This window comes from Stenotrophomonas sp. 86156_Sma (genome assembly GCF_056481625.1).
In genome coordinates, this window is the sequence record NZ_CM151157.1 from 39,124 (window position 1) to 59,467 (window position 20,344).

Annotated in this window: 15 protein-coding genes and 1 pseudogene; 9 read left to right on the forward strand and 7 right to left on the reverse strand. The window is 62.3% G+C overall.

Annotation, left to right across the window (positions count from 1 at the left end; genetic code table 11):
- Positions 1–7: 7 nt before the first annotated feature.
- From ACZK33_RS00170 to ACZK33_RS00180, 3 genes are all read right to left on the reverse strand, one after another.
- On the reverse strand, positions 8–1,243 hold the full coding sequence (locus tag ACZK33_RS00170; RefSeq protein ID WP_005411786.1) for an efflux RND transporter periplasmic adaptor subunit: 1,236 nt from the start codon (positions 1,241–1,243) through the stop codon (positions 8–10).
- Entirely contained in the window at positions 1,240–2,490 is a 1,251-nt protein-coding gene (locus ACZK33_RS00175; RefSeq protein ID WP_012478646.1) for a TolC family protein, read from the reverse strand. Before ACZK33_RS00175 ends, ACZK33_RS00170 begins: the two co-directional genes overlap by 4 nt.
- Positions 2,491–2,580: 90 nt before the next feature.
- The gene (locus tag ACZK33_RS00180) at positions 2,581–2,973 is read right to left on the reverse strand and encodes a hypothetical protein (protein WP_229298500.1); all 393 of its coding nucleotides are present in this window, start codon (positions 2,971–2,973) and stop codon (positions 2,581–2,583) included.
- 451 nt (positions 2,974–3,424) lie between these two features.
- On the opposite strand from ACZK33_RS00180, the gene ACZK33_RS00185 reads away from it, so the two are divergent.
- From ACZK33_RS00185 to ACZK33_RS00210, 6 genes and pseudogenes are all read left to right on the forward strand, one after another.
- Entirely contained in the window at positions 3,425–3,958 is a 534-nt protein-coding gene (locus tag ACZK33_RS00185) for a cyclin-dependent kinase inhibitor 3 family protein (RefSeq protein WP_229298581.1), read from the forward strand.
- Between the two features lie 120 nt (positions 3,959–4,078).
- Positions 4,079–4,933 (forward strand): annotated as a pseudogene (locus tag ACZK33_RS00190) (PA0069 family radical SAM protein); the annotation flags it as partial.
- Positions 4,934–5,125: 192 nt separating this feature from the next.
- The gene (locus tag ACZK33_RS00195) at positions 5,126–8,344 is read left to right on the forward strand and encodes an RHS repeat domain-containing protein (RefSeq protein ID WP_423174611.1); all 3,219 of its coding nucleotides are present in this window, start codon (positions 5,126–5,128) and stop codon (positions 8,342–8,344) included.
- A 16-nt stretch (positions 8,345–8,360) separates the two neighbouring features.
- Positions 8,361–10,592, forward strand: a complete 2,232-nt coding sequence (locus tag ACZK33_RS00200; RefSeq protein WP_423174610.1) for an RHS repeat-associated core domain-containing protein — start codon at positions 8,361–8,363, stop codon at positions 10,590–10,592.
- A 1,039-nt stretch (positions 10,593–11,631) separates the two neighbouring features.
- Positions 11,632–11,922 carry a hypothetical protein gene (locus ACZK33_RS00205; RefSeq protein ID WP_049399015.1) on the forward strand — a complete coding sequence of 97 codons (291 nt, stop codon included), beginning with the start codon at positions 11,632–11,634 and terminating at the stop codon, positions 11,920–11,922.
- Positions 11,919–12,389, forward strand: coding sequence for a hypothetical protein (locus ACZK33_RS00210; RefSeq protein ID WP_423174609.1), 471 nt, complete (start codon positions 11,919–11,921; stop codon positions 12,387–12,389). Before ACZK33_RS00205 ends, ACZK33_RS00210 begins: the two co-directional genes overlap by 4 nt.
- Before the next feature lie 47 nt (positions 12,390–12,436).
- Here ACZK33_RS00210 and ACZK33_RS00215 read toward each other — a convergent pair whose 3' ends face one another.
- From ACZK33_RS00215 to ACZK33_RS00225, 3 genes are all read right to left on the reverse strand, one after another.
- Complete coding sequence (locus tag ACZK33_RS00215) at positions 12,437–13,147, reverse strand: 2OG-Fe(II) oxygenase (protein ID WP_423174608.1); 711 nt, start codon at positions 13,145–13,147, stop codon at positions 12,437–12,439.
- A gap of 108 nt (positions 13,148–13,255) precedes the next feature.
- Positions 13,256–14,272: a class 1 fructose-bisphosphatase gene (locus ACZK33_RS00220; RefSeq protein WP_049402951.1), complete on the reverse strand. Its 1,017-nt coding sequence runs from the start codon at positions 14,270–14,272 to the stop codon at positions 13,256–13,258.
- Between the two features lie 418 nt (positions 14,273–14,690).
- Positions 14,691–15,893 carry an amino acid aminotransferase gene (locus tag ACZK33_RS00225; RefSeq protein ID WP_423163411.1) on the reverse strand — a complete coding sequence of 401 codons (1,203 nt, stop codon included), beginning with the start codon at positions 15,891–15,893 and terminating at the stop codon, positions 14,691–14,693.
- Between the two features lie 171 nt (positions 15,894–16,064).
- Between ACZK33_RS00225 and ACZK33_RS00230 the strand changes: the two genes are divergently transcribed.
- Entirely contained in the window at positions 16,065–18,155 is a 2,091-nt protein-coding gene (locus tag ACZK33_RS00230) for a TonB-dependent receptor family protein (RefSeq protein WP_423174607.1), read from the forward strand.
- Between the two features lie 228 nt (positions 18,156–18,383).
- Here ACZK33_RS00230 and ACZK33_RS00235 read toward each other — a convergent pair whose 3' ends face one another.
- Positions 18,384–18,728, reverse strand: a complete 345-nt coding sequence (locus ACZK33_RS00235; protein ID WP_423174606.1) for a hypothetical protein — start codon at positions 18,726–18,728, stop codon at positions 18,384–18,386.
- A 146-nt stretch (positions 18,729–18,874) separates the two neighbouring features.
- Between ACZK33_RS00235 and ACZK33_RS00240 the strand changes: the two genes are divergently transcribed.
- Positions 18,875–19,273: a hypothetical protein gene (locus ACZK33_RS00240; RefSeq protein ID WP_164079654.1), complete on the forward strand. Its 399-nt coding sequence runs from the start codon at positions 18,875–18,877 to the stop codon at positions 19,271–19,273.
- Between the two features lie 164 nt (positions 19,274–19,437).
- On the forward strand, positions 19,438–20,343 hold the full coding sequence (gene ku, locus ACZK33_RS00245) for a non-homologous end joining protein Ku (protein WP_100467672.1): 906 nt from the start codon (positions 19,438–19,440) through the stop codon (positions 20,341–20,343).
- Position 20,344 lies beyond the last annotated feature (1 nt).

A 20,344-nucleotide genomic window follows, 5' to 3' on the forward strand; every position in this document is an offset into this window, starting at 1 on the left:
TGCGTCCTTAGTGGTCGTGGCTTGCGCCGGACTTTTCGATGTCGGCACGAATCAGGTAGCTCTGCTCGGAAACGTACCGGGTTCCCGGCTTAAGCCCTTTCAGTACCTCCACGCGATCGCCATCGCGCCTACCCAGTTCAAGCATCCGCACCTCATAGCTGTTGCCCACTTGGGCGAATACCACGGTGAAGTCCCGAAAACGCTGCAGGCCCGATTCCTTTACTGTTAATGGAACCTCCGTTTCCGCGATGACGACTTCGGCGGATACGGCCATTCCTGGTCGCCACCTGCCCTCGCTGTTGGTAAGGGCCACACGTGCCACCACGGTCTGGCCAGCGCTGGCCAACGGAAGGATGCCCTGCAGCTTTCCCGTTGCTTCCAAACCGCCTGTTGCCGAGCGAATGGTCACCATCTGGCCTGGCGACAGTCGCTCGGCATCGCTTCCCAGCGCACGCAGGTCCACCCAGACCTCCGAAAGGTCGGCAATTTCAAACAGCGTGTTGTCGGCAGCGACATCGCCTACCGACGTGCTGCGCGCGAGTACGACTCCACTGAAAGGTGCCGTGACGGAGTAGGTCCGCATGCTGTCATTGCCCTCGACTGTGGCCAACGTCTGACCAGCCGAGACGCGTTGTCCCATCTCGACCGCCACACTGCGGACCACGCCAGGGAAGCGTGCCTTGACCGCAGCAAATCGGCCGGTGTCGACCGCGACGTTGCCCATGAGGGAAACGGTGTCCCGGATGGTCCCCGGTTCGGCGGACTCGACCACGACACCTGCGTCGGCAGCGGCTTTCGGATCTATCGTGGTGCGCCCTTCATAGGAGGCGTAAGACCAGGCGTAGTTCTTTCCACCCACCACCGCATCGGCTTTGACATCAAAGGAATGCGGCTCGACCACCTCCCCGCTGCCGACCAGGTAGTCCTTCTCTGGAATAAAGCTGAAGTTGTTGACTTCGCCGTCCAGACGCTTGAGTTGTATCGTCGCTTTGACTTCTCCAGGTGCCAGCGGTTTGTCGTTGCGATAGGCATACAGCCGGAAATGAGGCGGGGTATTGGTTTCGTAAACAGTTACTTCAAGGGCGAAGTCGCCGTCGCGAAGCATGCGACCGCGATGCGGCCCTCGCTCATAGTCGCCTGCGGTCGCAGCAGTGTCCTCTGGCTTTGCTCGTTGCGACGATTCGTTGCCACCGCACGCAGCCAGGGCAATTGGAAGCAGGATCAGGAATACGTATCGGTTCATGGGCGAATGTCCAAGGCAGAAGCGGTGAGGCGGTCGGCCTCGACCAGGAGACGGAGATAGCGCGCGGCGGCTTCGACTTCCCGTTCGCGAAGATCGAAGAGCCTTTGCTGAGCCTGGCTGAGTACCAGGAAGGAGAAGCGTCCTTCCTCAAAGCCCCTGCGGCTCTGATCAAAGGCCTGCTGGGCCTTTGGCAACTGACGCTGGCGCACTGACTCCACTTCCGATTGCGCTTGCTTGAGCTGTTGGTAGATGCCAAACAGCTCCTGACGCATTTCCAGCATCTGCGCCTGGCGCCGGTATTTGAGAGAGGTGAGTTCGTAGTCCGCTTCAGCCACGGAGAAGTCCGATCGCCGACGGCTCCCCAACGGGACGGAGACGGACATCACCAGGCCGCTGTCCTTGGTGGCTTCCAGTCGGCGGATGCCGAGGCCAACGCTGACATCCGGCTTGGCGCTAGCGCGGGCGATCTCCCTCCTTGCATCTATAACTCCGGCTTGAGCGTCCAAGGCGCGCTGTTGTGGTGTCGTGGCGAGGCGCCGGCTCAGATCATCAAAATCATCCAGAGGGGGAAGGACCGCGGTATCCCCTGCAACCGAGCCGAAATCCGGACTTGGCGCCCCCCACGTGGCAGCCAGCGACATTCGCGCGCTTTCCAGAGCCTGCAATGCCTGCTCCCGCTTCAGCTCGGCATCGAGCAGGGCGATCTCGGCGGATCTCAGGTCCGAGTCGGGATTGCGGGCGGCCGCGACCCAACGGGCCACTTCACGGCGCATGGCGCTGGCCATTTTGATGCGCTCTTCGGCGTGCTCGACATGCTCCTGGGCGGCCAGCACGTCGACGAAACGCCCTGCGGCCAAAGTTGCGATAGCGATACGGGTGACGTCCGCTTCGCTTCGGGCAGCGTCCACCTCGGCGCCGCCGAGCGCTTGGCGCGCAGCCCGCTTCCCACCCAGTTCTAGAACCTTGGAGATGCGGAAGGTGGATTCGGCGGCGTCTAGGCCGCTCAGGCCGCCTGAGCCAGCCACGTTTTCAAGCTCGCCGCCCAGCACGAGCGGCGTAGGCAATGCCTCCCGGCCCGCCCGGCTTCTGACAGCTTCCAGTCGAGCGGTGTCTGCCTGGACGCTGGGATGGGTGCCGAGGGCGCGGGCGACCACATCCTCCAAGCGCAGCACTTCAGCGGCATGGCCAGGCACGGCCACACCGTAGGCGCCGGCTATGGCGAGCGCCCACAAACTACGTAATTTCACGGAAAATCTCCGACGATGGTCATGACGACGCGCTGCCGGCCAACATTGGGTGGACAGCGCGCTCAGGCCGCTACAGCGCGGCAGGTGTCGTCAGACGATCGGAGGTCTGAATGGCGAGCCGCGATGACCAGAGGGCTCATCGACGGAGTGCAGGCCGGGCAGTAAAGATGCCGGCGGAACAGTTGCTAGGTTCAGATTCGAAGACACCAGCATGCCGGCAAAGCTCACATCGGCCTGGTGAAGGACGCTGTGCACGCCCGATGCATGCTTCGGATCTACGTTGTCGCCAGTTCCAGGACCGTGTGAGTGCCCGTGCTCTGCCGTTGCAGCGATGTCGTGCTCGGCAGTATGGAGCTCGCCCTGTTGGATCACGATCGGCCGAACAACGACGCTCAACAGCATCAGCACGAAAAGGCTGAACCGGATGAGTCGACGGTGGCGGGCCGAGAAGGCGGACATGAAAGGAAGAATAGAGGCAGTCAAGCTGAGTTGTCGAGAGCCCTGAGTTGGAGCCCCCCCTGATCCAGTTATGGCTTGGCGCTCGAGGGAGGGCGTCGCTTAAGCCCACTCCGATCAGATCGCATTGCCTCAGGTATCGCCGCGCCTGCTGCCGCTTCTGGCCGATAGCGGCCGCCCAGTAAGGATGGTGCCGGCCAGAGGCTGGAACTGGGCCTCACTGCTCTCTGGAACCGCGTCCTCCAGGCTCGTTCCAACGTCGAATGGGGCCTGGCCCCTCTCTCAGGCGTTGGGCGATTCTGCGCTGCTTATGGGATTCAGTAAGACCATATCCGTACCACTAGGCTCACCGTTGGACTTTCAGGTTAAAAGGGCGCAGCGTTCGCTTCTCGCCCAACAGGGCCATTGATTTCGGAGAGCGCAGGTGAGCAGAACAAGTAATTCTCATCCACTGCAGATTGCGACGCTGCCTATCGGCGTGAATGGCGGTGCGATCGGCGTTACCTTTGCACCGGGAAAATATCAGGACGTCGCAATGACGGGGTCTTGGGCCCGAGACTTGGATATCGATCTGGCGTCGATAGTCGCGTGGGGAGCACAGCATCTGATCACGTTGATTGAGCCGTGGGAGTTCGAAGAGCTACGAATTACCTCCTTGGCAGAGCGTGCCAAAGCGCATGGCTTGATGTGGCACGGCCTACCGATTAAGGATGGTGCGGCTCCTGATGCACGGCTGCTTCTGCCATGGCAATCCACAGGACCCCAGTTCGCAGCCGAGCTCTTGTCCGGAAGCAGGATCGTGGTGCACTGCAAAGGAGGCCTAGGGCGAGCGGGGACCGTGGCGTCGATGCTTCTCATTGACACGGGCTGCGCTCCAGACGGCATCGATGCGATCGCTAAGGTGCGCTCGGTGCGCCCTGGTGCAGTGGAGACTGCGGAGCAGGAAGAATTCATCCTGAATTGGCCTGCTCGCAGAGCCTCAAGTCTGGGGGTAGTCGCAATGCCCGGCTAACCTACCCTTTACCGCCTTGGGCTGGAATACAAGAGGACGGAACTCCGCAGGTAGTCTGTAGGGAAGCCGCCGTAGGGGACGCAGTGCTGAACACTTTTCCTCGAACACATATAGTGTTGCTGCTCGTACTGCTTCGCGCGACCCTCGCACGCCTATCTGAACCTGTCGCCAGGCCTGGACTTCGAGACCAAGCTGTTCGCCAAGACCAATGCCCCCCAGCTGCTGCGCAAGGAGCTGTCGAAGCCGGGCTATGTGCCGCAACCAATCGCACTGGGGATCAACACCGATGCGTACCAGCCGATCGAGCGCAAGTTCAAACTCACCCGCCAGTTGATCGAAGTGATGCGGGAAACCAAGCATCCGTTTTCGTTGATCACCAAGAACGCGCTGGTCGAGCGCGATATCGATCTGCTTGCACCGTTGGCGGCGGAGAACCTGGTCAGCGTGCATTTCTCGGTAACCTCGCTGGACCCGCACCTCTCCGCGAAGCTGGAACCGCGCGCATCGGCGCCGCACGCACGGCTGCGTGCGATGAAGCGCCTGCATGAAGCGGGCATTCCGGTGGGTGTGATGGTGGCGCCGGTGATCCCGTGGATCAACGACAGCGAACTGGAAGCCGTGCTGGAGGCCGCGCACGATGCTGGCGCCAGCACCGCAGGCTACGTGCTGCTGCGCCTGCCGCTGGAAGTGGCCCCGCTGTTCCGCGATTGGTTGGACACCCATCATCCCGATCGCGCCGCGCACGTGATGAGCACCATCCAGCAGCTGCGCGGCGGCAAGGATTACGACAGCCAGTTCGGCACCCGCATGCGTGGCCAGGGCGTGTATGCCGATCTGTTGAACAACCGCTTCAAGCTGGCGCGAAAGCGCCTCGGCTTCAATGCGCAGAACAGCCATTGGCCGAAGCTGGATTGCAGCCGGTTCCAGAAGCCGCTGCCGCCGAAGAAGGATTCGCCACAGGGTTCGCTCTTCTGAGGTGTGTACATCTGCTGGCGTATGCACCAGCGATTCGTCGCGCTGTGCTGTGCCCGGCTCATTGATGGGCAATGCACGAGAAACATTACGTGCCTCCATTGCACCGTTGCAGCGTGCCGTCATACACTCGTTACAAACATGAATTCCCGATGACTGAATGAGTCGGTCTCGGATGAGGAGCTAGGCAAACGCATGACGCACGTTGCAACACGGAACACCCTGCAGTCCCGTCTTCTTCTTCTGCCGCTGCTTTCCCTGCCGATGACATTGGCAACCGCGGCGAACACCCTCGAAACCATTCAGGTCACCGCCACGCGCCCTGCTGGAGGTGGCGGCGTAGGCGGTTTTGGATTTGGTGGCGGCAGTGGTGTCCACCTGTCCGAGTCACAGATGGACAATGGCGGTGGTGGTGGTGCAATTCCGACCGAAACGGCGAAGGAACAGCCAACCGATGACAAGGAGAAGGACTGCAATGGCCGCAAGGGCAATCCTGTCGTGCTATACAGCGGCAACAAGGTCGAGCCGGAACTTGATTTCGCCAGCCAGGGCGAAATGGGCCTGTTCCTGCAGCGCAACTACAATCACTACTGGAGCGCGACCGGGCTGTTCGGCAATCACTGGCTGAGCAACTTCGACTATTCGCTCGCATTCACCGATGCAAATCAGCTGGCGTGGGTGCAACGACCCGACGGTCGTCGCATCAAGTACCTCAAGGATCCGGCCAGCGGTCGCTGGTATGAGGACAAGGCCCAACCCATCGCGTACCTCTCCGCGAACGGCGATGGCACGTTTACGATTCGAAACGAAAACAACGGTACGGAGACCTACAACGCCGAGGGCTATATCACCCGACTCAGCAATGAGCAGGGCGTTAGCTGGACGTTCTCCTATGCTGACCGTTACTTGCAGAAGGTGACCCACTCCTCAGGACGCAGCGTCAGCTTTGGCTGGGCCAATGGACAGGTCAGCCAGGTGACCGATCCAGCCGGCAACATCTATCGCTACACCTATACCCCCAATGTGTTCGGGAACGGACGTGGGCGGCTCGCCAGCACGACGCTGCCTGGCACACCTGCAACGAAGATCAGTTACCACTACGAAGATGCCCGCTTCCCGGGTGCCCTGACTGGCAAGTCTTTTAATGACGTGCGCTATTCCACGTTTGCGTACGACGCGGAGCGCCGCGCCATCAGCACAGAGCACAACGGTGGCATTGAGCGGTTCCGCTTCAGCTACGCCGTACGCAGCACTGAACCGGTGCTTCCGCCCCCCGCTCCGACTCGACCCGGCGGTATCCGTGCCGATGAAGAGCGTGGATGGTGCGAACAGCGCACCGGAGGCTCACGGATCTGCTATCAACCGCGCTCGCTGCCTGTTGACTCGCTGCCGATGGAGAGCGCTCTCGGTATGACGGCCGCCGCTGCGCCGAGCCTTACGCGGCCCGTCGATATTGATGTCACTGTGATCAACCCTCTTGGTCGTAGCACCACTTACACGTTCAAGGACGGAAAGATGGTATCGACCAAGGGTGATCCGTCGCCGAACTGCCCTGCCAGCTACAAGGAGCAGAGTTATGACGCCAACGGATATCCGGATCTGGTCCATGATTTCCAGGACAATCTGACCAACTTCGACTACAGCGCACAGGGTTACCTGCTGAAGCGGGTGGAAGCGGTCGGCAGTTCGGCCGAACGTACAACGTTGCAGGAGTGGGATACCACGCGCAACCGACTCCTCAAGACAACGGTGGTGGGTGATCTTGAAGTTGCCTATTCCTATGACGATCACGGAAACGTGGCCAGCGCAACCGAGCGCAATCTGACGGCACGTGGAGTGCCCAGCCAGACGCGAGTGACCCGAAGCACGTATACCTATCACCCAAACGGATTGAAGGCCTCGATCAAAGTCGATGGACCGCTTGCGCAGGACGACGTCATCTCCGTTTTCAACAGTCAGGGCGATCTGACCAGTGTCACCAACGCGCTTGGTCATACGATCAGCTATTCCAACTACAACGGACTGGGGCTGCCGGGGCGCATCGTCAACGCGAACGGTGGTGTGCGAGAGTTGACGTATGACGGCCGTGGCCGCGTTGTGTCCGACAGAACCAGTTCGGGAACTGGCTGGGCGACGACCGCCATTGGCTACACCGCTGCAGGTGACATCGCCTCGCTTACCCAGCCCGATGGCGTGACAGTCCGCTACGGCTACGATGCAGGGCGCCGCCTGACGCAGGAAGTCCGTTCAATGGGGGACGGCAAGTGGGCGTGGACCCGTCATAGCTACAACAACGCTTCCAATCGCACGCGCACTGAGGTTTCACAAACCGACTATCCGATGGATTCGGTGGTGAGCGGCGTGATTGACGAAATCACTCATGATGCGCAGTGGAACTGGTTCGTGCGTGGCTGGGCCTGTTCCACTGGCTCGGCTGGGTCAATCCAGGTGGACGGTTACGCCGACGGCAACGTCTACCTGGGTAGCACACAAGCAAACCTTGCCAGCGAGCCAGGAGTTGCAGCGGCTTGCCAAGCATCAGGGAGTGCCTATAGGTATCAGTTGCCGATATCGCTAGCCCAGAGGCAGCAGTTCGGCGGCCGCAAGTTCTCCGTCTACGGCCAATCTCCGCAGGGCCGCGGCCAAGACCGACCGCTCGCGAACTCAGGCGTGTTTGCGATTCCAACGGCAAACATCGTTGGGGACATTGGCGGCGTGACCCAGGACGGCAACTGGAACTTCTTCATTGAAGGCTGGGCCTGCTCAGTTGGCGTGGACGCCTCGATCGACGTACACGTCTATGCCGGTGGCGCAGCTGGTGGCGGCACATTCGTCGCTTCGGGCCGCGCCAACTTGGCGACCGACGGAAACGTTGCCAATGCGTGCCAGGCACGCGGAAGTGCCTATTGGTTCAAGATCCCTCTTGACGGCAACGTAAGATCGAATCACGGGGGCAAAGCACTATACGTGCACGGTATCTCGCCTGTTGGCGGTCCGAACCTGACCATCAATCGCTCAGGTGCTTTCACCGTACCTGCTGTGGTGCGTAGCGCCGAGCTGGTTTCCGCTTCAACCTCGGCGCCTCATATCTTCAATGGCCAGTCATCCAGCGTGACATTCCAGTTCCGGAACACTGGCAATGTCATCTGGAATCCAAGCGATACCTATATGGTCCTGAGGACGTTGCGGACCACCGAGGCCATCGGGCTTTCGTCTCCGGTCGCACCAGGCGCTGTAGCCACATTCACCGTGATCGTCTCGCCCGTGAACACCGGCAGTGGGGTTGCGCAATTCGGATATATGGGCCAGTTGGCATCTGGGCCCACCGCTTGGGGGCCGCAGGCACAGGTGACGGTAAGGGCGGAAAACGACAAGGGTAGCTGCAACCCGAAATTCTGCGAAGAGCCACGCTAAGGAAGGCCCAAAAGACATGTCCGCAATTGCCTTGGCCATGATGGGGCTAAATACCATCGTCTCTTCCGTGAACTATCAGTACGACGAGTTGGGGCGTGTGATATCCGAGAGCACTGAGCAGGGAAGAAGCATAAGGTACGTCTACGACGCAGAGGGGAGAGTTACCCAAGTGACCGATTCGCAGAATCGCGTCACCCGTATGAGTTACGATCCGCGTGGACGCCTGATCAAATCAATCGACGCCGCCGGGGGCACGACCCAGATTGCCTACGATCTGGCAGATCGCCCGATCCGTGTGAGCGATCCCCGCAATCTCGTTACCACCTACGAATTCGATGGTTTCGGCCAGCTTTGGAAACAGGTGAGTCCGGACACGGGAACGACACAGCACCAGTACGATGCTGCAGGTCTGCGGACATCGACGGCGCGGGCCGATGGCAGCGTCGTCTCCTTCGGCTACGACGGTCTGGGACGAATGACTTCTGCGAGCGCAGAAGGCCGAACAATGGGTTACAGCTACGATTGGTGCGGCAATGGTAAAGGCCAACTGTGCGGCACTTCAGGGCCCGGAACCGCCACCCATTTTGCCTATACACCGAACGGTCAGCTGCAGATACGCCGCGACTTCACCGATCTGTCTGGTCAGAAGACGGACTACAGCACCACCTATGGATACGACGGCATCAATCGCCTGAGCCAGATCACCTATCCCAACGGTGACAAGGCGACCTACACATATGGCTCCCAAGGAAAACCAAGTGCGTTGATGGCGACGGTCGACGGGACTCAGCGCTCAATCATTTCCCAGGCAAACTGGAAGGTCACGGGAGCGCATGAGTGGCTGGCCTACGGCAACGGGCTTGCCCGGGGCTACAACCACGATCAGGAGGGGCGGCTGACCGCAATGTCGGTCTGGGGACCCAATGGCAGCAAGGTCAGCTATTGGGACTATCAGTACAGCGGCGATGGCGAAATCACCGCCATTGTCGACGCTGTCGACCCGAACATGACCCAGTTGATCGGCTACGACGCGTTGAGTCGTATGACCAAGCTGACCCGCTTCGGTGTCATCAACAATCTTTCCTACGATGCCGGCGGCAATCACGACCGCTACCAGGCAGGAAATCAGCTGACCCAATACAGCATCGACCCGGGGAGCAACCGGGTGCTGAACTACACCAACCAGGACGGCAGCCGTCAGTACCAGTACGACGCATTGGGAAACCGCATCAGCGAGACCGCAGGCAGCCGGATCAGCACTTACGAGTATGACGCCTTCAATCGCATGAGCCGCAGCAACATCGGTGGCATTGCGACTGACTACGTGCTCAATGCGCAGGGGCAGCGCGTTGCAAAGATCAACCAGACCACCAACAGCCGCTACTTCTACGCCGGCCAGAACCAGCTCATGACTGAGCTGAACAACGGGGTGTGGACCAATTACTTCTGGTTTGAAGGTGAACTGGTTGGGCTTGCTCGCAGCGGGCAGCACAATTACGTGCATACCGATCATTTGGGACGCCCGGAGTTCGTCACCAGTCCAAGCCAGCACACCGTCTGGAAGGCATACAACTATGCTTACGGACGTAGTGTCCAGAAGGATGAGATCGGCGGGTTGAACATTGGCTTCCCCGGCCAGTACTACGACGCGGAAAGCGGCCTCTGGTACAACGGTTTCCGCGACTATGACGCGAGCATTGGTCGGTATGTGCAGAGTGATCCAATTGGATTGGCAGGAGGAACCAACACCTACGCATATGCTGGTGGCAATCCCATGAGCAATGTCGATCCTCTGGGGCTTATCGCATATGCATGTACCAAATCAGGAAATAATGTTGGCATCGCTTTGCCAATCAATTTCCAGAATGGAAGCAATGCTCAGGCGGCTGCGATGGCCAGTGCAATCGAAAAGGCATGGACTGGGAGATTCGGGAAATACCAGGTCACGACGGTTGTCATGCAAATGGACAAGTACGATCCTGTCAGAACCAATGCCGTGTCGATTCGCCAGGGCGATCATGAGTCTTGGGTAAATCGGGTGTGGATGAATGAGGGCGTATGGTACCTGCCTGGACAGTGGGGCGCAGCCACCTTCGCTCATGAAGCAGGGCATCTGATGGGATTGCCTGACTACGGAACCGGAATCATGGGCAGAGTGATTAACATGAACTCCGTCAATGAAAAAAACATAGAAGACGTATTGAAGGCGGGCAATGAGGCAATTATCAAAGGGTGTGGGTGCAAATAGGACCGCCATACTGTGCTGTTTAGTCGCTTACATGATGCTGGGCTGCCACGCTAAGGAGCTGACCCCCATAAGTAAGCGATTCAACGTATGCGCAGAGGTTCAATCTGGCATGCGCTTTCAATCCGACGCTCCTGGGCCTGACTTTGAAACCGGGGTGTTCGTAGACGGGAAGCGCCGTATTGACGTACTGATTGGTGGACATCCCGGCTTCACAATCGGCGAGCGCCGGCGTGGAGAGTACGCCAAAGGCGAGTTTACGCTGATTGCAGTGCACGATGGACCAGAAGGTCAGAGTGCGCTGTTCGCGATGGCAACTGGACAGCCCCAGGGGCCACTTTTTGTTCGCCTAACGGCGAATGGCAGTGCTCAAAGGCCCAACGAGTTCAGAGATGGATTTATTAGGAAGTGCCGGTCAGACGGGAACAATCAACATTAGACGCTGCCAATTCCCATATTTCTATACAGAGTGGAGCACAGCATCAGGCTACTGAGGGAGTGGCCATGCAGTGCCGGAGACGAATGCGGGTTGGGACGATGTGTCCTCGATTCGAAAGGCTGCTTCGAATCGAGGACACATCATTCGATCTACAGTGCACATGTCGATGCAAGGAAATCTTTATCGAGAAGGCCAAGTGTATGGCAAGGCTGGGTCTCCAATCCCAGGCTATCCCTTGTCCCTCCCAATAGTCGGGTGAATCAGTCTACGCCCAGCAAATTTTCCGTGCTCTGGACATGTTGAGGTTGGAAATCAAATTCCTGAGGTCTCATTTACGGCGTCTGGACGAAGATGAATTTTTCTCCAGAGGTGAGGGCGCAAGGTGTAGCTCCCGTCCAAGGATCTCTCAGCAGGAGCATTGTTTCCATGGGTCGGTCGGCTGTGGATGAGGCCAGCGTAAGAGAGCTGATTTCGATGTTTCGACACCATGGAATAGACATGCGAAAGTGCGCGAGCTAGAGACGAAAGAGTTCAGCATCATGGATGCGAAGCATATCCGCCTACTGGTTCAAGTCGATGTTTCCGGATCCATGAGCGCATGAAATGAAGATCATCTACTGGCTGGGCATCGCGTTCCTGTGGATGCTCCCATTGAACTTTCTTCTACTGACGGTGGCCAAACTGCTGTCAGCGGATCCGCTAGGCAGCGAAGAGCTCGTCGGCCTCGGCACGGCCGTATTTGGTGGGGCAGCGGGAGGGATCCTGTATCGACGTCGTCCTCGCAAGCGCCCCGGTCCGTCGAGCATCAACGATCCGGTGCTCGGTGCAAAGACGGCTGAAGCCTTGCGGGATTCAAGTAGCGGCGAACAACGGCAGTCGGAGAATGGGCAATGAAAAAGGTACCGTTGCGCCATCTGCTCCTGTGCGCTGTCATTGCGGCCCTGATAGGCGGTACCTATCTTTCAATGTTCGGATCCATCGGAGGTGGCGATTGGACCGGAAAGCCAACAGAAGCAGAACTGCGCGCTGCTACCGAGACCTTTGAACTCCCTTCAGGGATCCATCCCACGAACGTGAAGTTCTTACCGAAGGTCACGTTCATGGGGGCCGTCTTCGACGCCGAACTCGAATCTGATCCAGAGCAGATCGCCGCTTTCTTCATCAAACAAGCCGCAGAGAAGCGGTGGCGACTGCAGAAAGACAAACGGCAGCGCCATTACAGATTGATGGTCTTCTGCGAGGATCGCCTGGCGCGCTCGGTAGAGCTGACGACAAGAGGCAGTACGGTGAAGCTCTATGGAGGAACCTACTGGGACTCGGACAGGGACGGCGACTACTACTGCTCTACTGACGCCCGGTAATCCACCGACGGCATAACGAACTTCCCTGGATACTGGCTCCAATCGGGTCACCCTCCCCCAAACAACTTCTGCGCACTCTGGAACAGGATCCAGCTGGTCGCGATGAACTTGTCCCCACCCTGCGGCCTGTTGCCACGATGGGTATGCGTAAACGCCGTCGGCGCGATCAGCAAGCTGCCGGTGCGTGGTGCGATCTTGCGGCCCTGGAACAGGAACTCGGTTTCGCCTTCGTCGAAGTCGTCGTTGAGGTACAGCGTCCATAGCACATGCCGGTGCAGGGTCTCGGCCTGCGCATCCTTGGGGTACAGCTCGCAGTGCCAGTACGGATAACCGCCCTCGCCCGCCGCATACCACTGCAGGTTGATGGCGCCCGGGCGCAGGCAGGTGCGGGCCAGGTCGGCCAGCTGCTGCTGCGGCATGTCAGGGAAGTCCTCGGCAGACAGGCGTCGCGGTTGGCCCTTGCTGTCCTGGATCTGCAACATCAGCGGCGCGATCAACGCCTGTGGATAACGGCGTAGATAAGTCAGCAGGCCGTTGAACACCGCGTGCTGCAGCTGATGGTCCACATCCTGCCAGCCATCAAGGCCGCTGATGCGCAGATCCTTGCTGTGCTTGAGTTCCGGGAACACGCCACTGCCCACGGCACCGGGCTGCAGGCCACGCGCCGCCCGCATGCGCTCGACGATCGCCGCGCAGACCTCGCTGGGGACCGCGTTGTGGATGACCTCGATGAAATCGACCGGGCCCTGCTCGTGCATGCGTGCATTCCTTAGGCGGCAACGGCTTGATGGTGCCGTTTACCGCCCTCGGTGTCACCCCACGGTCATGTCATCGATCTGCCATGACCGTCGTCAGGCAACCGCCAATCAGCCCTGCGCGTCGTCGTGCGCGTGGTGGTAGCGCACGGCTTCGGCCACTTCCTCGCGCGAACCCAGGAACACCGGCACGCGCTGGTGCAGCTGGTCGGGCTGGATGTCGAGGATGCGCTCGCGGCCGGTCCAGGCGGCGCCGCCGGCCTGTTCGACCAGCAGGCCCATCGGGTTGGCCTCGTACATCAGGCGCAGCTTGCCGGCCTTGGACGGATCCTTCTTGTCCCACGGGTAGATGAAGATGCCGCCGCGGGTCAGGATGCGGTGCACGTCGGCGACCATGCTGGCGATCCAGCGCATGTTGAAGTTCTTGCCGCGCGTGCCTTCCTTGCCCGCCAGCAGATCACCGACATAGGCCTGCATCGGTGCTTCCCAGTGGCGCTGGTTGGACATGTTGATCGCGAACTCCTGGGTCGCCGCCGGAATCTGCATGTTCTCGGTGGTCAGCACGAACTCGCCCTTCTCACGGTCCAGGGTGAAGGCGTGGGTGCCATGGCCGACGGTCAGCACCAGCTGGGTGCTGGGCCCGTAGATGCAGTAGCCGGCGGCGATCTGCTTGCTGCCCGGCTGCAGGAAGGCGTCGTCGCCCGGCAGTTCGACATTGGTCGGGCAGCGCAGCACCGAGAAGATGGTGCCGACGGAGACGTTGACGTCGATGTTGGAGCTGCCGTCGAGGGGATCGAACAGCAGCAGGAAATCACCGCGCGGGTAGATGTCCGGCACCGGCTGGCTGTGGTCCATTTCCTCCGAGGCGCACGCGGCGAGGTGGCCACCCCAGGCGTTCGCTTCAAGCAGGATCTCGTTGCTGATGACGTCAAGCTTCTTCTGCGCCTCGCCCTGCACGTTACCGGTACCGGCATCGCCCAGCACGCCACCGAGGGCGCCCTTGCTGACGGCGATGGAGATGCTGGTGCAGGCGCGGGCGACGACCGCGATCAGCTGGCGCAGGTCGGCGTTGATGCGGCCGGCGTGCTGTTCCTGGATCAGGAAGCGGGTCAACGAAGTACGGGACATGAGCGGGCAGGTCTCGGCAGCGGGAAAACGCCTATTGTCGCCCGTATGGCGGGGGCGTGCGTGAGCGCGGGAAGGCGTAATCGTTTCCAGATGCGTTGCGCTCGTGGCGCCTTCCTTTTGTCGAGGCTCGTGGGAGGGGGAGGCGATGCAGGACACGCTGCAAGTACGTCCATGTAAGCTCGATGGCGCCTTGCTCGTGTGCTGTCCTGCGCACACAGCAAGACCGGGGTGGGGCGTCCTGCCCAACCCGCCCGAGGCATGCCTCGGGCCCATGGCGCCAACGGTCCTGCAGCGCCTCCCCCTCCCACGCGCTTCAGGGTTCGCCGCGAGCGCGGTGGGGATGGCAAAGGCAAGAGCAAAAGCAAAAAAACAAAGGCGCCTTTCGGCGCCTTTGTCTTCAAGCTACTGGAGCGTTGTTTCAGCCCTTGGCGACGGTGGCCACGGCCTTGGCGACGTATTCCAGGTTGTTCTGGTTCAGCGCGGCCACGCAGATGCGGCCGGTGCCGACGGCGTAGATGCCGAACTCGTCGCGCAGACGCTCGACCTGCTCACGGCTCAGGCCGGAGTAGGAGAACATGCCGGCCTGTTCGTTGATGAAGCCGAACTGTGGGGCACCGGCAGCGGCCAGCTTCTCCACCAGGCCCTGGCGCAGTGCGTGGATACGCTCGCGCATCTCGGTCAGCTCCTGCTCCCACATCGCACGCAGTTCCGGGTTGGTCAGCACGCCGGCCACCAGCGCAGCACCGTGGGTGGACGGGCTGGAGTAGATGGTGCGGATCACGCGCTTGACCTGCGACTGCACGGCCTTGGCGTCAGCGGCGGTCGGCGCCACCATCGACAGCGCACCCACGCGCTCGCCATACAGCGAGAACGACTTGGAGTACGAGTTGGCGACGATGAAGCTGTCGATGCCGGCTTCGGCGATGATGCGCACGGCGGCGCCGTCCTGCTCGATGCCCTTGTCGAAGCCCTGGTAGGCCATGTCGATGAAGGGGAACAGCTGCCTTTCCTTCAGCAGCTGCGCGACCTGCTTCCACTGGGTGACCGTGAGGTCGGCGCCGGTGGGGTTGTGGCAGCAGGCATGCAGCAGCACCACGGTGCCGGCTTCCAGCTTGCCCAGGTCGGCCAGCAGGCCGTCGAAGTTGACGCCGTGGGTGGTCGGGTCGAAGTAGGTGTAATCCACCACCTCGAAGCCGGCCGCGCTGAACACGGCGCGGTGGTTTTCCCAGCTCGGGTTGCTCAGCGCAACGGTGGCGTGCGGCAGCAGCTTCTTCAGCACGTCGGCGCCGACGCGCAGCGCACCGCTGCCACCGACGGTCTGTGCGGTGGTGACGCGGCCGGCGGCCAGCAGCGGCGAGTCCTTGCCGAACACCAGCTCGCGCGTGGCCTGCGTGTACGCCGGCAGGCCATCGATCGGCAGGTAGCCGCGCGGTTTGGCTTCAGCGGCGAGCTGCTGCTCGATCTGCTTGACGGCGCGCAGCAGCGGAATGCGGCCGCTCTCGTCGTAGTAGATGCCCACACCCAGGTTGACCTTGGTCGGGCGGCTGTCGGCGTTGTACGCCTCGGTCAGGCCCAGGATCGGGTCGCCTGGGACCAGTTCCACGTTTGCAAAGAAGGACACGGCGGTACTCGTTCGGTAGACGGAAAGGGGGAGGAATTGCGCCACGCGGTCTGCGGCTTTTCGGCCGGAAACAGCCCATCGTAACAAAGCCTGCCGGGGCTGGCCGCCGCCATCGTCATCCGCGGCCCCGTACCATGGCGTGCGTTGCCGCCCGATCCATCAACCTGAATCATGAATCCTGCCGCACGACGCCGTTGCCTGCCGCTGTCCGCCCTGCTGCTGCCGCCCTGGGCGGCCATGGCCGAGCCTGCGCCCACCGCCCTGCCCGCCGTGCAGGTGCAGGTGGCGCGGGTGCCGGGTATCGACCCGTTCGCGCTGCCGGCCAGCCTGGACACCGTCTGGATCGACGCCAGCCGCGCGGGCACCGGCGCGCAGCTGTCCGAGGCGCTGGCCGGCGTACCGGGACTAGTGGCGCGCGACCGGCAGAACTTCGCCCAGGACACGCAGCTGTCGATCCGTGGCTTCGGCGCGCGCTCGACCTTTGGTGTGCGCGGGGTACGGGTGTTGATCGACGGGGTGCCGGCGACCATGCCCGATGGCCAGGGCCAGCTGTCGCATGCCAGCCTGTTGGGCGCCGAACGCATCGAGGTGCTGCGCGGGCCGTTCTCGGCGCTGTACGGCAATTCCTCCGGCGGCGTGCTGCAGGTCTGGAGCGCGCAGGGCCAGGCCGGCGACCCGTGGCGGCTGCGCGTGAACGCCGGCGCCGACAACACGCTCAGTGTCGGCGCGCAACTGAAGGGTGCCGGCCAAGCGCTGGACTACAACATCGCCGCCAATCACTTCCGCACCGATGGCTGGCGGGACCATAGCCGCGCGCGCCGTGAATCGCTCAACGCACGTATTGGTGGTGATCTGGGCGGTGGACGGCTCGAGCTGCTGCTCAACGCGCTCGATGCCCCCGATGCGCAGGATCCGCTGGGCCTGAGCCGTTCCCAGGTGGCGGCCGATCCGCGCCAGGCCACGGCAGTGGCTCACCAGTACAACACCCGCAAATCGGTGCGCCAGCAGCAGGCTGGGTTGCGTTGGACCCGGGAAACCGACACCCAGCGCTGGCAGCTGATGGGCTATGCCGGGCAGCGTGAGGTCACCCAGTACCTGCCGATTCCGCCGACCGCACAGGCCAACCCGTTGCATGCGGGCGGCGTGATCGATCTGGACGCGGGCTACGGCGGACTGGACGCGCGCTGGGGCTGGCACGGCGACCTCGCCGGTCGACCGCTGGATCTTGTGGCCGGGCTCAGCGCCGACCGCCAGCGCCAGCATCGCACCGGCTACGAGAACTTCATCGGCAGTACGTTGGGTGTGCGCGGGCGCCTGCGCCGCGACCAGATCGACACCGTGCAGAACGTGGACCAGTTCGCCCAGGCCTGGTGGCAGTGGAGCCCGCGCTGGTCGCTGCTGGCCGGCGTGCGCCACAGCGCGGTGCGCTTCGCGTCCGACGACCGCTACGTCGTTGGCGCCAACCCCGACGACAGTGGCCGGCGCCGCTACCAGGCGACCACGCCGGTGGCGGGGATCAGCTTCGAGGCCAGCCCGCAGTGGCGCCTGCATGCCGCCGTGGGCCGCGGCTTCGAGACGCCCACCTTCAACGAGCTGGGCTATCGTGCCGATGGCCAGGCGGGACTGGCGCTGGATCTGGCGGCGGCGCGGAGCCGCAGCCTGGAGGTGGGCAGCAAGTGGCGCGCACAGGATGGAACCCAGCTTGATATCAGCCTGTTCCGTGCAGATACCGACGATGAGCTGGCAGTTGCCAGCAACATCGGAGGCCGCAGCACCTATCGCAACATCGGCCGCACCCGCCGCCAGGGTGTGGAACTGCAGTATCGCCAGCCGCTGGCCGGGCAGCTGGAGCTGCAGCTGGCATGGACCTGGCTGCAGGCACAGGTGCGTTCGCCGTACCTGACCTCGAACACCCTGGTTGCCGCCGGCAGCCGCCTGCCCGGGGTACCGCGCCAGCAGGCCTTCGCCCGGCTGCAGTGGACGCCCGGCGACTGGCAGTGGGCGCTGGAGACCTCCGCCAGCAGCGATACCGTGGTCAACGACGTGGCGACCGAACGCGCGCCCGGCTTCGCCCTGCTGCATCTGGAAGCCGGCCGTCGCTGGACCCTGCCGGGTGGCGAGCTGCGCGCCTTCGCCCGGCTGGAGAACGTGCTGGACCAGGCCTACATCGGCTCGGTGATCGTCAACGATGGCAACGGGCGCTTCTACGAGCCGGGACCAGGACGGCGGGCCAACGTCGGCCTGCAATGGTCGTGGCGTTGAAGGGGTAGTGCCGGCCGCTGGCCGGCATCGCGCCGTGCAGGACGTCAGGAGGTTGCCGGCCAGCGGCCGGCACTACCGGTCAGTCGGGGGCCCTGGCCAGAATCGCGCTGTGCAGGACGTCAGGGGGTTGCCGGCCAGCGGCCGGCACTACCCGTAAATCGGGGGCCCTGGCCGGCATCGCGCTGTGCAGGATGTCAGGAGGTTGCCGGCCAGCGGCCGGCACTACCGTCAGTCGGGGGCCTTGGCTGGTACGAACGGCGAGGTCGGGTCGCTGGCCGGGAAGGTCTCCTCCAGCGCCTTATCCTGGTTGTCGCTGGCGCGCTGCTTGCGCTCACGCCGCTTGAGCGGGCTTTCCTGGCCGCCACGATGGCGGTCGCCGCCGTCCTTGCGGTCCAGCGCGGCCTGTTCAGACTCGTGCTTCACCGGCAGATGCTCTCCGGCATGCTCGGCATCGAAGAACGGTGCACCGGTGCCGCGGTAGTCGGCATTGTCGGCATCGCGCTTGCCGCGCTGCTCGCCGGGAATGGGCGGGTGGTTTTCGCGCAGCGGGTCTCGTGAGGTCTCTCGGCTCATGGTCTGGTACCTGCACTCGGGGGCTCCCACTACACCGCCCTGCAGGTAAAGCCGCCGCGAACCTGGCGTCATGAACATCTCGCTCACCCCCCGGTAACGGCACCGCGCGTATTCCTGCCCACCCGCCCCCGCTGCAGGAGCCGGCCATGCCCCGTCTTGAACGACCCGCACCGTCCGTGTTCAACGCCCTGCTCGATCCGCTCGGCCAGCGCACCGCGCAGCGCCGCACGCGCCGCCAGGAAGATCCGCAGGCGGTGGCGCAGGACTACCTGCAGTACATGCTCAGTGACTACGAAGAGCGCCGAGGCCACAGCCACCGCAACTGGCGCGATCTGTGCCCGGTGTATGCCTTCGCGCTGACCACCCATGCCGCGGATTGGCCACGCGGTGACGCCGCCGATACCTGCGAGGAACTGGCCGAGCATTGGGAGCAGATGCGCGGGCAGTCGCGGTTGAGCTGGTCGCAGGCGAGGCCGGTGGTGGAGGACGCCTGGCGCGCACTGGACCATATTCCGGCGGCGGCGGTGAAGCCGTTGCTGCAGTAGTGCCGGCCGCTGGCCGGCAACCCCAGGAAACTTCAGGCCGCGAGCTCTGCCGGCCAGCGGCCGGCACTACGGCATCTGCGTAGAACCCACGTGCACGGTATCGACACGGGTGGTTTACACCGCCCATCCGAAGCTGGATGCCCTGCCCCGCCAAAGGTGCGCCCATGGCCCGCCCGATCTGGACCGGCACGTTGTCGTTTGGCCTGCTCAACGTGCCGGTGTCACTGATGTCCGGCGAACGCAAGGTCGATCTGCAGTTCCGCATGCTCGACTCCCGCGATCGCAAGCCGATCCGTTTCGAACGGGTCAACGCCGACACCGGTGAGGAAGTGCCCTGGAAGGACATCGTCAAAGCCTATGAGTACGACAAGGGCAGTTATGTCGTGCTGGAGGAAGGTGATATCCGTTCGGCGGCGCCGGAAAGCCACGAAGCGGTGGAGGTGGAATCGTTCGTGGATGCGGCGCAGATCGACCCACGCTACTACGAGAAACCGTATCTGCTGGTGCCCGGCAAGAAGGCCGAAAAGGGCTATGTGCTGTTGCGCGAAACGCTGCGTAGTACCGGCAAGGTGGGCATCGCGCGGGTGGTGGTGCGCACGCGCGAATACCTGTGCGCGGTGATGCCGCATGAGGACGCGCTGGTGTTGATGATCCTGCGCTATCCGCAGGAGCTGGTGGATCCCGAGGACTACAAGCTGCCCACCGGAAAACTGTCCGACTATCGCATCACCAGCAAGGAAACGGCGATGGCCGAACAGCTGATCGAGTCGATGGCCGGCGACTGGGATCCGTCGCAGTACCACGATGAATTCCGCGAGCGCCTGCAGCAGGTGTTGAACAAGCGCATCAAATCCAAGGGCGGCACCACCCGGGTGGACGATGAGCCGGCACCGCGCGAGGACGCCAGTACCAATGTGGTCGACTTCATGGCGCTGCTGCAGAAGAGCCTGGATGCGAACAAGCGAACGCCAGCGAAGAAGGCCGCAACGCGCAAAGCAGCCGCCAAGTCGCCAGTGAAGAAGGCCGCCAAAAAGGCCGTAAAGAAGACCACGCGGCGCAAGGCAGGTTGAA